Here is a 13,607-nt window from a genome sequence, read left to right as displayed (position 1 = left end):
GTTGCGATTTCAGGCCGCAAAATTACGCCAGAAGCGCGGCTTTTCCAACCCTTCTCCGCACAAGGATTGCCCCTGTTAGCAAGTAGCCGGCCGGGGCCTTAGCGCGTAGTAATCAGGCTAAATAGATGAATTAGCGGGTTTACCCTGGCCGCGGCTCCAATTTTCTTCAGAAAAATTTTTCCCGTATCCCTTGCCTCGAATTTTTCCGGTAGTACATTTGCAGTCCCAAAGGGCACGTAGCCCGCGGGAAACTGTCCGATGGTGTAACTGGCAACACGCTTGATTTTGATTCAAGAAAGTCCAGGTTCGAGCCCTGGTCGGACAACGACGACGCTCGAGTAAAGCAAAAAGGCGCTGGCTTCTCCAACCTCCGGAGTGGTCAGCGCCTTTCGCTTTTCTACCTTGCGAGCAGTACTAGCCTCAACCGTACGCCGCCGTGGCGCATCTCCTACTTATTCAGCACCTTCCCCAATGAAACAGGTCAAAATATTCGCTGGCAGCGCCTCCCGCGCTCTTGCCGAAAATATTGCTGCCGCCTACGGCACCACGCTCGGCGACCTCACCCTGCAGCGCTTCGCCGACAACGAAATGGGCCCGAGCTTCGACGAAAGCGTGCGCGGGTGCGAAGTCTTCCTCATCCAAAGCACCTGCCCGCCCGCCGAGCACCTCATGGAGCTCATGCTGATGGTGGACGCGGCCAAGCGCGCCTCGGCCTACAAGGTCAACATCCTGATGCCCTACATGGGCTACGCCCGGCAAGACCGCAAAGACAAGCCGCGCGTGAGCATCGGGGCCAAGGTGGTGGCCAACATCATCCAGAGCGTGGGCACCGACCGCCTGATGACCTGTGACCTGCACGCGGGCCAGATTCAGGGCTTTTTCGACATTCCGGTAGACCACCTCGACGGCGCCACCGTCACGGCGCCCTACATCAAGTCGCTCAACCTCGAAAACCTCATTTTTGCCTCTCCCGACGTGGGCGGCGTGGTTCGGACCCGGGCCTACGCCAAGAAGTTTGGCGCCGAGATTGTGGTCTGCGACAAGATGCGCGTGCGGGCCAACGAAATTGCCTCCATGCAAGTCATTGGCGAGGTGAAAGGAATGGACGTGGTGTTTGTGGACGACATGGTGGACACGGCTGGCACCATCTGCAAAGCCGCCGAGCTGGTGATGGAGCGCGGTGCCAAGTCGGTGCGCGCCGTGGTGACGCACCCGCTGCTCAGCGGCCCGGCCCACGAGCGCATTCGCAACAGCGTGCTCACCGAGCTGATTACAACCGACACCATTCCGCTGCGTGAGGAGAACGACAAAATCCACGTCATTACGCTGGCGCCGCTCTTTGCCCAAGCCATCCGCAACGTGGTGACGCACGAGAGCATTAGCTCGCTATTTGTGTAAGCAGCCAATAATTAAAAGCAAAAGCCGCTGGGCGAGGTCTGAGAGCCTTACCCGGCGGCTCTTGCTTTTTTGAGATTTTGAGTTTGGCACAATTTTGTAGAAGACCCAACTAATTGGAACCTTTTTCTGCAAACCCAATGCACAAGCTTTACACCGCCGCTCTTACCCTTTTTGCTGCGCTCCTGCTCAGCGCCTGCGCCTCCACCGTTCACATTCGGGCCTTGGCGCCGGCGGCCGTGCCCATGCCGGCCAACCTGCAAAGCGTGGCCACGGCCAACCGCATTATTCCGGATTCTCGCCGCGACAAGTTTTATGACGTGCTGGAAGGCGTGTTTACCGGGGAAGGGCTGGGCGTGGACCGAGCTGGCGCCGACGAATGCGTGAACGTGGTGGGCCAAGCTCTGGCCAATAACAGCTACCGCTTCAAGGTGACGCAGGCCCAGCTGCAATTGCAAGGCAAGGGGAGGGAATTCTTTCTGGCTCCTTTGCCCCCTCGCTACATTCAGGACCTGTGCCGCCGCACGCAAGTCGACGGCTTGGTGGTGCTGGAAGCTTTCGACTCCGATATGGCCCTGACCCGCACCGCGGGCGAGCGCACGGTGAAAGATAAAGAAGGGAAGGAGCGCAAAGTACCCACGGTGCGCGTGGAAATGGTAATGAAGGTTGTGACCGGCTTCCGCACCTACGGGGCAGCTCAGGGTTTCATCCTCGACCAAGCCCGCCAAGAAGACCAACTCGTTTTCAGGGGCGAAGGCGACACCTACCCTGCTGCCCTCCGCCAATTGCCGGCGCCCGAAGAATGCATCCGGCGGGTGGCGCAACGGGCCGGCGACGGCTACGCCCGCCGCATTGCACCGTCTTACGTCAACCTCACCCGCGACTATTTCACCTCGGCTAAAAAGGAAGCGCTGATGAAGCAAGCGGCCATGCGGGCCGAGGCCCAAGACTGGCAAGGGGCCGAGGGCCTCTGGCAACAAGCCGCCCGCAACCTGAACCCGAAAGTGGCGGGCCGCGCCTTTTATAACCTCGCCGTGGCCAGTGAAGTCCGCGGCGACCTGCCCGGAGCCCTGGAGTGGGCCAAGAAGGCCGCTTACACCTGCAACAATGGCCAAGCCAAAGCTTACCTGCGCGTGCTGAACGACCGCCTGCGGGCCCAAGAGCTGGTGCAAGAGCAGTTGAAAAGTCTTTCGAACAATTAATTCGGAGCCCAGCTACCCACCTTCTCGGTTGAGAATCAATAACCGGCTGGTTTTTATGCCGAGCAAGCCCTACCTTTGCGGCCCGTTTGCCCCAACGTTGGAGGCAAACGGGCCATTTTATTATCTTCAAAAACCACTTTTATGAAAAGCCTCGAGATTGTAGGGTTTAAAAGAGCGAATCTCGGTAAAACTGAGGCCAAAGCATTGCGCTTAGACGCCCAGGTACCGTGCGTGTTGTATGGCGGCAAAGACACCGTGCACTTCTCCGTGCCGGCCATCCTGTTCCGCGAATTGTTGTACACGCCGGAGGCTCACATCGTGGACCTGAACGTGGAAGGCACCCAGTACAAAGCCATTGTGCAGGACGCGCAGTTTCACCCCGTAAATGAAATGCTCCTCCACGTCGACTTCCTGGAATTAGAAGCCGGCAAAGAGGTGAAAATGGACATCCCCGTGAAGTACGTGGGCGTGTCGCCGGGCGTGTTGGCCGGCGGCAAGCTGGTGAGCAAGCTGCGCAAAGTGCGCGTGCGCGCCACCATGGACAACCTTCCCGACTACGTGGAAGTGAACATCAGCACCATGGAGCTGGGCAAATCCATCAAGGTGGGCGCCGTGACGCCGAGTGGCTACACCATCCTCACCAGCAAGGAGGCCCCCATTGCCACCATCACCATCCCGCGTGCGCTGAAAGGCGAACTGGCCGGCAACAAGTAATTATTGCTGGGTCGCATTACTACCAGCTACTGGCGCTAATGCAGACAAATACAAAAAGCCGCTCCAATTTTGGGGCGGCTTTTTAGTTAGCGCCCGTTGCCTCGCGCTGCAGGCGACAATTCCTTACTGACAGTATGAAGTTTCTGGTTCTCTGCCTGGGCAACATTGGCCCCGAATACGCCGACACGCGCCATAACATCGGGTTTATGGTGGGCGACTACCTCGTCGCCAAATTCGACGCGACGCGCTTTGAAATTGGCCGCCACGCCTTCACCACCGAAATCAAGCACAAGGGGCACGCCTACACGCTGGTGAAGCCCACCACGTTCATGAACCTGAGCGGTAAAGCCGCCGCGCACTGGCTGGCGACGCTTAAAATACCGGTTGAAAACATGATAGTGGTGACCGATGACCTGGCCCTCCCCTTCGGAAAGCTGCGCCTGAAAGGCCAAGGTTCGGCCGGCGGGCACAATGGCCTGAAAGACATTCAGGCCACCTTGGGCACCGATGTATACGCCCGGCTGCGCTTCGGGGTAGACGCTAACTTCCCCAAAGGCCGGCAGGTGGATTATGTGCTGAATCCGTTTTCGGCAGATGAATTAATCGAGTTGCCGACGCGCATTGAAAAAGCGGCAGAAGCAGTCTTGGCATTTGGCGCGCTGGGCCTGGAACGCGCCATGAATGTGGTGAATGTGAAATAGCATAAAAGCAAAGGGCCCCTGTTAATGCAGCCCGTGAAAACATCACAAGCTGCAATAACCGGGGCCCTTTGCTTTTTTATTACACTACGCCACTACCGTTGCGCACGGGCTTGCTGGGCTGCATGAGCGCTAGGCTGCCGTCGGCGTTTTCAGCCATCAGCAGCATGCCTTGGCTCTGAATGCCTTTGATTTCGCGGGGGGCCAGATTCAGCAATACCTGCACTTGCTGGCCAATTAAGGCTTCGGGGATGAAGTGTTCGGCGATGCCGCTCACAATGGTGCGCTGCTCCAAACCAACATCGATGGTAAGCTTCAACAGTTTTTTGGTTTTCGCCACTTTTTCGGCCGCTATGATGGTGCCAATGCGCAAATCCATCTGCCCGAATTCGTCGAATGAAACGTCGGATTTGGCAGGCGTAACTGGCGTGCTGGCCAGTTGATTTTCCTTTTTGGTGTCGAGCAATTTCTGGACTTGCGCTTCCACCGTAGCATCTTCAATTTTGGCAAATAGCAAGGCAGCTTCGCGCAATTGATGGCCCACGGGCAAGGCATTGGGACGGCCGGCGCTGGCCCAGTTTCCTAGCTCTAGGTTGAGCATGGTGGCCAGTTTGTGCGCCGACTCGGGCAGGAAAGGCTCCAGCACGGGCGCCAGAGCGGCGGCTATTTGCAAGGCGACGTGCAGCACGGTGCCGGTGCGCACGGCGTCGGTTTTGATGAGGTGCCAGGGTTGCGTTTCAGCGAGGTATTTATTGCCCAAGCGCGCCACATTAATTACTTCGGCCAAGGCATCGCGGAAACGGTAATTTTCAATTAGCTCCCCAATTTTTCTGGGGAATTCAGCCAATTGAGCGAAAGCGTCATTGTCAATAGTTGTCAATTCGCCCAAGGCTGGCACTTTGCCCTCAAAGAACTTGTGGGTAAGCACCGCGGCACGGTTCACAAAGTTGCCGAGGGTAGCAACCAATTCGTTGTTGTTGCGGGCCTGGAAATCCTTCCAGGTAAAGTCGTTGTCCTTGGTTTCCGGCGCATTGGCGCACAGCACGTACCGCAGTACGTCGGCCTGCCCCGGGAAGTCGGCTAAGTACTCGTGCAGCCACACCGCCCAGTTGCGCGAGGTGCTGATTTTATCGCCCTCCAGATTGAGAAATTCATTAGCGGGCACGTTATCGGGCAGCACGTATTCACCGTGTGCTTTCAGCATTACCGGGAAAATAATGCAGTGAAAAACGATGTTGTCCTTGCCAATGAAATGCACCAGTTTGGAGCCGGCATCTTTCCAATAAAGCTCCCATTCCTCCGGGAAAGCTTCTTTGGTGGCCGAGATGTAACCAATAGGCGCATCGAACCACACGTACAGCACTTTGCCTTCGGCGCCGGCCAGGGGCACGGGCACGCCCCAATCGAGGTCGCGCGTCACGGCGCGGGGGTGTAGGCCTTGGTCAATCCAGGATTTGCACTGGCCGTACACGTTGGTTTTCCAGTCGTTTTTGTGGCCTTCGATTATCCATTCGCGCAGCCAGGGCTCGTATTGGTCGAGGGGCAAAAACCAGTGCTTGGTATCGCGCAGAATTGGCTGCGCGCCGCTGAGCATGCTGCGCGGATTAATTAATTCCGTCGGGCTGAGCGAGGTGCCGCACCGCTCGCATTGGTCGCCGTAGGCATTTTCGTTGCCGCAATTCGGACAAGTACCGACGATGTAACGGTCGGCAAGGAATTGCTGGGCCTTTTCGTCGAAATACTGCTGCGTGGTTTGCTCAATGAATTTCCCTTCCTCATTCAGCTTGGTAAAAAAGCTGCTCGACACCTCGGCGTGCGTGGTCGAGGAAGTGCGCGAATACACGTCGAACGATACGTTGAATTCTTTGAACGAATCGCGAATCAGGGCGTGGTATTTATCGACTACTTGCTGCGGCGTGACGCCTTCTTTTTGGGCCCGAATGGTGATTGGAACGCCGTGTTCGTCGGAGCCGCAAATAAATTTTACATCACGACCCGCCGACCGCAGGTAGCGCACATAAATATCGGCAGGCAAATAAACGCCGGCTAAATGGCCAATGTGGACGGGGCCATTGGCGTAAGGCAATGCAGCGGTAACAGTGTAACGCTTAGGGGCAAGCAACATAAATTCGGAATAAAAAAAGACGCCTGACCATCATTATTATTGCTAATAAATAATATGGCGCAATCGCGTTTTGAAGAAAAACTTGGGGAAATGTCTAAACTTTAAAAGAACAAATAATAAGGGCAACCGTTTGACATTTAGTTTCCTTTATATTTGACAGCGGACGGATGCAAATGCTGCGCAGCAGGAGTTTGCTTTGGCCTTTTTTCTAATCACCAATTACCTACTTAAAATGAAAAAGCCTGCTTCTCCGAACAAGACGGAAAAAAGCGCTAAAAGCACACCTGAGGAAAAAGCAGCCCGCAAATCAGCCAAAAAGGCCGGCCGGGCAACTGCAGATTTGGACGACGACCGCGCCAGCAAAAAAGCCAGCCAGAAGAAATCGCTCAAGTCGGCCGCCAAGCAATTGCAGAAAGAGCTGAATAGCCGCATGAACGAAGTGGTGACGCGCATCCGCAAAGAAACGAAAGCCAAGCTGAAGGAAGTAGTGAAGGAAGCCACGCGCCGCCTCGACGGCGACACGGAGCGCATGTTTGAGCAAGCATTGCACACCATTGTGCGGCATTACGACACCATGACCGGTGCCGCCGGGGCAACCAATGGAACCGCTACGGCCGCCGGTGCAGCTGGCCGAAGCAGCAAAAAAGACCACGCGGTGAGCAAAAACGGCTCCTCTCGCAAAACGCGTGATGCCCAAGCCACCGAATCGAGCGCTGCAGCACCCAAAGTCAATGGCCGCAAGCCAGCCGCGCCGGCCACGGGAGCGCGCCGCGGCCCCAAGCCAGCTGCTGCCGCCGCGCCCAGCACCACCACGGGCGCCAAGCGCGGCCCCAAACCGGGTACGCCGGCAACGGGTGCCCGCCGCGGCCCCAAACCCCGCGTGCAGGCCGAGCCGGAAGCCACGGGCTTGCTCAATTCAGCCGATAGCCCCGGTACCGGGGAAGTGAGCGCATAGCTTCTAAAGCCATTTGCCATCTTGCTAATCGAATTAAAAAAGCCCGGCTCTTTCATTGAGCCGGGCTTTTTTGTTGGGTTCATTGCATGCTTTCTTTAGTTACGGGCGGGGCTGAGCCGGCACAGGCGGGTCGTAATTGAGGCGCTGAATGCGGGTTTCGGGCGTCGTATTGTTGGGGTCGTTGGTGTTGGTGTTCTCGATGCGCTTTTGCCGGTTAATGTCGGCGGCTTGCTCGCCCAGGCGCATGCGGTTGGGCGTGGCGTCGGGCACCGAAGAGTTGTTGCCTGCCCCGTTGCTGTTGTAGATGGCGCGGCGGTCGGCATCGGTGCGAATTTCCGTGGGCGCGGCGGAGGGCTCGGCTCTTTCGGCCGTTTGTTCGGTGGCAGTGCAGGCGCCCAGCAGCACGGTGCCCGCCGCCAGCAGCTGTTGGCAGGCGAGCAGTCGAATATTTTTCATGACAAACGCTTGAAAGCAAGCGGCCGGAGTAGGCCACTCCCCTCAAACGAAGGTTCACTGCCAACAGTTGACCTTGGTCAGGCCACTGCCTGTCAGGGCAGGCATCTGGTGCAATTGACGATTTCTAGCCTCGGCTGTTTCTTTGGCTCTGAGATAAATAAAACGCCCCTCAAAATTTAATTCAAGGGGCGCCTTGACAAGGAACAAGCCAGCCAGAAAGCGGCTTTGGCTTACTTTTTCTTTTCAAATACCAGCGCGTTACCGTCCATGCAGTAGCGCTGGCCGGTGGGCTTGGGGCCGTCGTTGAACACGTGGCCGAGGTGGCCGCCGCACTTGGCGCACACAATCTCGTCGCGGGTCATGCCGAACGTGTCATCCGAAGCCACTTTCACGCTATTTGCCGTAGCCGGGGCATAAAAGCTGGGCCAGCCAGTGCCCGACTCAAACTTGGTGTCAGAAGTGAACAGGAAATTATGGTCGGCGGCGCAGTAGTAGTTGCCAGCCGCGTGGTTATCGTGGTACTTGCCGGTAAACGCCCGTTCGGTACCCTTTTCGCGCAGGATGTAGTACTGGTCGGGCGTGAGTTGTTTTTTCCACTCGGCCTCCGTTTTCCGCACTGGGAATTCGTCGGGCTTGCCCGTCACGGGCTGGGGCTGGAAGTAGGTTTTACCGCCCACGGTGCGTACCGGCGGGGCCGAATTGACAGCTACGTCGCGCTTTTGCGAACAGGCCGAATTGAGCGAAAAAACCGAAACAAAGAGCACTAGCAAAGAGAAACGCATGAGCGAATGGGGTTTAATGTCGAAGTGACCAACATACGACGTGGGGGTACGGTTCGGTCGGCGAGGTAGACGAAAACAGCCTGGGAACCTTACGCCTCGCCTAATCGATTTAGGGCGATGGGCTTGGCTATGTGGGTGCTACCCTCGCCTGGCCCCTTGTTAATAGTTGAGTAACACAAGGCTTTGCGCCTTTTTATCCGTACCTTTGCACCCGCAAAAACACAACACATGGCCCAGAACATTCGGAATATTGCCATCATCGCTCACGTTGACCACGGCAAGACCACCCTGGTGGATAAAATTATCCACGCATCCAAGATTTTCGACGCGCATCAGCACTTCGATGACCTGATTCTCGACGACAACCCCCTGGAGCGCGAGCGCGGCATTACCATCGTTTCGAAGAACGTATCGGTTCGCTATAAGGACGTAAAAATCAACATCATCGACACCCCTGGTCACGCCGACTTCGGCGGCGAGGTAGAGCGCGTGTTGAAGCTGGCCGACGGCGTACTGCTGCTCGTGGACGCCTTCGAAGGCGCCATGCCGCAGACCCGCTTCGTGCTGGGCAAAGCCATCGACCTGGGCCTGAAGCCCATCGTGGTGGTAAACAAAGTAGACAAGGAAAACTGCCGTCCCGACGAGGTGCACGAGCAGGTATTCGACCTGATGTTCAACCTCGGTGCCACCGAGGACCAGTTGGACTTCGTGACGCTGTACGGCTCGTCGAAGCAAGGCTGGATGAGCACCGACTGGAAGCACAAGACGGACGACCTCATTCCGCTGCTCGACGCGGTGGTGGCTTCGATTCCTCCGGCCCCGGTGCTGGAAGGCACGCCCCAGATGCAGATTACCTCGCTCGACTACTCGTCGTTCGTGGGCCGTATCGCCATCGGCCGCGTGCACCGCGGCACCCTGAAAGAAGGCGCCAACATGAGCTTGATGAAGGCCGACGGCACCATCAAAAAAGTTAAAATCCGCGAACTGCACATCTTCGAAGGCCTCGGCCGGGTGAAGGTGGACCAAGTGGAGAGCGGCGAAATCTGCGCCGTATCGGGCATCGAAGGCTTCGACATTGGTGATACGCTGGCTGACTTCGAAAACCCCGAAGCCCTGGAGCGCATCAGCATCGACGAGCCGACGATGAACATGTTGTTCACCATCAACAACTCGCCGTTCTTCGGCAAGGAAGGCAAGTTCGTGACCTCACGTCACCTGCGTGACCGTCTGTTCAAGGAAACCGAGAAAAACCTCGCCCTTCGCGTGCAGACGACTGATAAAGAGGACACCTTCCTCGTATTCGGCCGTGGCATTCTGCACTTGTCGGTACTCATCGAGACCATGCGTCGCGAAGGCTACGAGCTGCAAGTGGGCCAGCCCCAGGTTATTTTCAAGGAAGACGACAACGGCAAGCGCCTCGAGCCGATGGAATTGCTCGTGGTGGACGTGCCCGAGGAAACCGCCGGCAAAGTGATTGAATTGGTGAGCATGCGCAAAGGCGAAATGACCATCATGGAGCCGAAAGGCGACCTGCAGCACTTGGAGTTCCGCATTCCGTCGCGCGGCCTGATTGGCCTGCGTAACAACGTGCTGACTGCTACCGGCGGCGAGGCCATCATGAACCACCGCTTCATCGACTTCGAAGAGCACAAGGGCGTGATTCCCGGCCGTATCGCGGGTTCGCTGATTTCGCTGGAAACCGGCCCCGGCACGGCTTACACCATCGACAAGATGCAGGACCGTGGCTCGTTCTTCGTGGACCCAGGCGAGGAAGTGTACGCTGGCCAGGTTATCGGCGAGCACACTCGTCCGAATGACTTGACCATCAACATCCAGAAGGGCAAGAAGCTGACCAACATGCGTGCTTCGGGCACGGATGACAACGCCAAGATTGTGCCCAAGCGCCAGTTTTCGCTGGAAGAGGCCATGGAATACATCCAGAAGGATGAATACTTGGAAGTGACGCCGAAGTCGGTGCGCATGCGCAAGATTCTGCTCGACGAGAACGAGCGTTTGCGCTACGCTAAGACCGCAGAATAGCCTCAGCTGAGGTTCAAGTTTGAAAAGGGCGCGGCTTTAGTCGCGCCCTTTTTATATGCGTAGTTTTCTTACATGAGGGTCGGCGGAAAGGCCGGACTCGATTTACCCGACACCATTCCCAAAGCCTTCGTTTTAGGCCGATTTCACACTTATGAATCAGGAAAACCTTAGCCGTTTCGTCCAGCTTTTCACCTTACACGACCCCGATGCTACCCAGCGGGTACGTGAGCGGCTGGAATTGGCCCTGAGCGACCCCGCGGCTTATCAGGAACAATACGCCGACGAGTTGGAGGAGCGTGACATGGCGGACGCCCTACCGGCACAAGAACTACGTGACGTTGCGCTCATCGACGCGCTGTATAGCGAAGGCCTGCTTTGGGAAAGCGACGCGAGCGAGCCAGCCACGGTGCTGGTTGAAGACGTGAATGATGCATTGGCGGCGCAAGGGCGAACCCAGCGGGTGGACGACTCGGCACTGGCCGGCCGCCGCAATGTTGGCCCCGAAGTGCTCGACGCTTTGCAAGATGCACTAGAGCCGCTGGGCCTGGCGCTGGTGTTGTTTGCGCTGGATAGCGACTCTTACCCGCTTAGTTTGGTAGCGGATGCGCAGACGGAGCAGGCCCGCGAGTTGGCCAAAGAGTTGAGGTTTGGCGTGACGATTTATTAGCGAAAGCGGGCTCATGTGCCACGCAGCAAATGCTGCGCTGTAGGCCAAAATGGGCCCGGGTCGTAGCTTTCGAGCTGAAAACACGCTTCCATCCCCGCCGCCCCATGCACGCTCTGAAAACCCTAACGGCTGCCTTGCTCTTGCTGGCTGCCCGCCCCGCCGTTGCGCAAACCCGGCAAGAATACCTGCTGGACACCAATTGGAAATTCACGAAGGGCGACGTGCCCGATGCCGCCACGCCGGGCTTTCAGGATGCGAAATGGCAGACCGTGACCGTGCCGCACGACTGGGCCATCTACGGTCCGTTTGACGGCCGGAATGATTTGCAGGAAGTTAAGATTGAGCAGAATAACGAGAAAACGGCCACACTGAAAGCTGGGCGGACGGGCGGCTTGCCTTCTATCGGTACGGGCTGGTACCGGCGGCAACTGGCCGTGCCGGGATTTGCGCCGGGCAAGCGCGCCGTGCTGCTTTTTGACGGCGCCATGAGCAACGCGCATGTGTTCGTCAACGGCAAGGAAGTGGGGTATTGGCCCTACGGCTACAATTCGTTTTCCTTCGACGTAACCGACTACCTGAAGCCGGCCGGCGACAACGTGCTGGCCGTGCGCCTGCAGAATCAGCCCGAATCGTCGCGCTGGTACCCCGGCGCGGGGCTGTACCGCAACGTGCACCTGGTGGTGACCGATGCTGTGCACATTCCGGTGTGGGGCACTTACGTGACCACGCCCGAAATCACGGCGGCCAGCGCCACCGTGCGCCTCAAAACCAGCGTGGTGGCGCCGGCAGGCGCAGCCCAGAGCTTGCGCTTGCAAACTGAAATTCGGGACGCGGCGGGGAAAGTGGTGGCCAGCGTAACGACGCTGCTGGGCGCCAGCGCAGGCCAGGAATTCGAGCAGAACCTGACCGTGCCCACGCCGCGTTTGTGGTCGCCGGAAACGCCGGTTTTGTACACGGCCAGCTCCAAGCTGTATGCGGGCGACGTGCTGAAGGACGAGTACAAGACGCCGTTTGGTATTCGTTCTTTCAAATTTGAGGCCGGGAAGGGCTTCTCGCTGAACGGCAAAGTCCGTCAGTTCAAGGGCGTGTGCAACCACCACGATTTGGGGCCCCTGGGTGCGGCCATCAACACGGCGGCGCTCCGGCGGCAATTGGTGCTGCTGAAAAACATGGGCTGCGATGCCATTCGGACCTCGCACAACATGCCCGCGCCCGAGCTGGTGAGCCTGTGCGACGAGCTGGGTTTTATGATGATGGTGGAGGCCTTTGACGAGTGGAAGTCGCCCAAAGTGAAGAATGGGTATAGCCAATATTTTGACCAGTGGGCCGAGAAGGACCTGGTGAACATGGTGCGCCGCGACCGCAACCACCCCTCGGTCATCATGTGGAGCACTGGCAACGAGGTGCCCGACCAGAGCAACGCCGGCGGGCCGGCCATTGCCAAGCGCTTACAGGACATCTGCCACCGCGAAGACCCCACCCGCCCCGTGGCCGTGGGCATGGACCGTTTCGACGACGATTTTAAGTACGGTTTTGCGCCGGTGGTGGAGATTCCGGGCTTCAACTACAAGCCCCACCGCTACGCCGAGGCGCTGCCGAAGCTGCCGCAGGGCTTCTTGCTGGGGTCCGAAACGGCGTCGACTGTGAGCTCGCGGGGCGTGTACAAGTTTCCGGTGGTGAAGGCCAAGAAGCGGAAATATCCCGACAATCAGTCGTCGTCGTACGACCTGGAGGCGTGCAACTGGTCGCAAATTCCCGACATTGAATTTGCGTCGCAAGACGACGTGCCCAACGTGCTGGGCGAGTTCGTGTGGACTGGTTTCGACTACCTGGGCGAGCCCACGCCCTACGACCAGTCGTGGCCGTCGCACAGCTCCCTATTTGGCATTCTGGATTTGGCCGGCCTGCCCAAGGACCGGTACTACCTCTACCGGGCCCGCTGGAACACCACCCAACCCACGCTGCACCTGCTGCCGCACTGGACCTGGCCAGGCCGCGAGGGCCAAACCACTCCCGTGTTTTGCTACACCAATTACCCTTCGGCTGAGCTGTTTGTGAATGGCAAAAGCCAGGGGCGCCAGACCAAGCGCACCACCACGGCCGACACGCCCGAAACCCGCTACCGTCTGATGTGGAACGACGTGAAATACGCGCCGGGCACCCTGAAAGTGGTGGCCTACGACGCCCAAGGTAAAGCCGTGGCTACCGAGCAGGTGCGCACCGCGGGCAAGCCCCACCACATTCGGCTGGTGGCCGACCGCAAGGCCCTGACAGCCGACGGCAAAGACCTCGCCTTCGTGACGGCCCGCATTGAGGACGCGCAAGGCAACCTGTGCCCCAACGCGGCCACCGAGCTGCGCTTTGCCGTGAGCGGCGCCGGACGCTTCCGCGCCGTGGGCAACGGCGACCCCACCAGCCTGGAGTCGTTTCAGGAGCCCCACATGAAGGCGTTCAGCGGCCAGTTGGTGGCCATTGTGGAAACCACGAAAACCGCGGGCACCCTGAAACTGCAAGCCACCGGCAGCGGCCTGCAAAGCGGTGCCGTGGAGCTAAAAACCAGCGCCGCGCGCTAA

The 13,607-nt window shown here is 58.2% G+C and carries 11 protein-coding genes and 1 tRNA gene; 9 read left to right on the top strand and 3 right to left on the bottom strand.

Translation table 11 applies throughout. The annotated features are described in order from the left end of the window. Positions 1–252: 252 nt before the first annotated feature. The 5 genes from VF629_RS07405 to pth all read left to right on the top strand — a co-directional run bounded on the left by VF629_RS07405 (position 253) and on the right by pth (position 4,012). Positions 253–325, top strand: a tRNA-Gln gene (locus tag VF629_RS07405). Positions 326–471: 146 nt separating this feature from the next. Further along, positions 472–1,398 (top strand): ribose-phosphate pyrophosphokinase, encoded by a 927-nt coding sequence (locus tag VF629_RS07400; protein ID WP_331057827.1) that lies wholly within the window; start codon positions 472–474, stop codon positions 1,396–1,398. Between the two features lie 137 nt (positions 1,399–1,535). After that, positions 1,536–2,597, top strand: coding sequence for a DUF6340 family protein (locus VF629_RS07395; protein WP_331057826.1), 1,062 nt, complete (start codon positions 1,536–1,538; stop codon positions 2,595–2,597). A 141-nt stretch (positions 2,598–2,738) separates the two neighbouring features. Continuing rightward, positions 2,739–3,311, top strand: a complete 573-nt coding sequence (locus tag VF629_RS07390; protein ID WP_331057825.1) for a 50S ribosomal protein L25/general stress protein Ctc — start codon at positions 2,739–2,741, stop codon at positions 3,309–3,311. Positions 3,312–3,445: 134 nt separating this feature from the next. Then, positions 3,446–4,012 (top strand): aminoacyl-tRNA hydrolase, encoded by a 567-nt coding sequence (gene pth, locus VF629_RS07385; RefSeq protein ID WP_331057824.1) that lies wholly within the window; start codon positions 3,446–3,448, stop codon positions 4,010–4,012. Between the two features lie 79 nt (positions 4,013–4,091). Here the strand turns inward: pth and metG are convergent, their stop codons facing one another. Further along, positions 4,092–6,134, bottom strand: a complete 2,043-nt coding sequence (gene metG / locus VF629_RS07380; RefSeq protein ID WP_331057823.1) for a methionine--tRNA ligase — start codon at positions 6,132–6,134, stop codon at positions 4,092–4,094. Positions 6,135–6,366: 232 nt separating this feature from the next. On the opposite strand from metG, the gene VF629_RS07375 reads away from it, so the two are divergent. Next, positions 6,367–7,089 (top strand): hypothetical protein, encoded by a 723-nt coding sequence (locus VF629_RS07375; protein WP_331057822.1) that lies wholly within the window; start codon positions 6,367–6,369, stop codon positions 7,087–7,089. Between the two features lie 99 nt (positions 7,090–7,188). Here the strand turns inward: VF629_RS07375 and VF629_RS07370 are convergent, their stop codons facing one another. Next, positions 7,189–7,545, bottom strand: coding sequence for a hypothetical protein (locus VF629_RS07370; protein ID WP_331057821.1), 357 nt, complete (start codon positions 7,543–7,545; stop codon positions 7,189–7,191). A 230-nt stretch (positions 7,546–7,775) separates the two neighbouring features. Continuing rightward, positions 7,776–8,327, bottom strand: a complete 552-nt coding sequence (gene msrB, locus VF629_RS07365; RefSeq protein ID WP_331057820.1) for a peptide-methionine (R)-S-oxide reductase MsrB — start codon at positions 8,325–8,327, stop codon at positions 7,776–7,778. 228 nt (positions 8,328–8,555) lie between these two features. Here msrB and typA point away from each other — a divergent pair, with 228 nt between their 5' ends. The 3 genes from typA to galB all read left to right on the top strand — a co-directional run bounded on the left by typA (position 8,556) and on the right by galB (position 13,607). Continuing rightward, positions 8,556–10,367 (top strand): translational GTPase TypA, encoded by a 1,812-nt coding sequence (gene typA / locus VF629_RS07360; protein WP_331057819.1) that lies wholly within the window; start codon positions 8,556–8,558, stop codon positions 10,365–10,367. Positions 10,368–10,518: 151 nt separating this feature from the next. Then, complete coding sequence (locus tag VF629_RS07355) at positions 10,519–11,034, top strand: DUF6630 family protein (RefSeq protein WP_331057818.1); 516 nt, start codon at positions 10,519–10,521, stop codon at positions 11,032–11,034. A 104-nt stretch (positions 11,035–11,138) separates the two neighbouring features. Further along, positions 11,139–13,607, top strand: a complete 2,469-nt coding sequence (gene galB / locus VF629_RS07350) for a beta-galactosidase GalB (protein ID WP_331057817.1) — start codon at positions 11,139–11,141, stop codon at positions 13,605–13,607.

The organism is Hymenobacter sp., from assembly GCF_036388155.1.
Classification (GTDB): Bacteria; Bacteroidota; Bacteroidia; order Cytophagales; family Hymenobacteraceae; genus Hymenobacter.
Note: the sequence above shows the minus strand (reverse complement) of the source record. Positions and strands in the feature narration are given on the sequence as shown.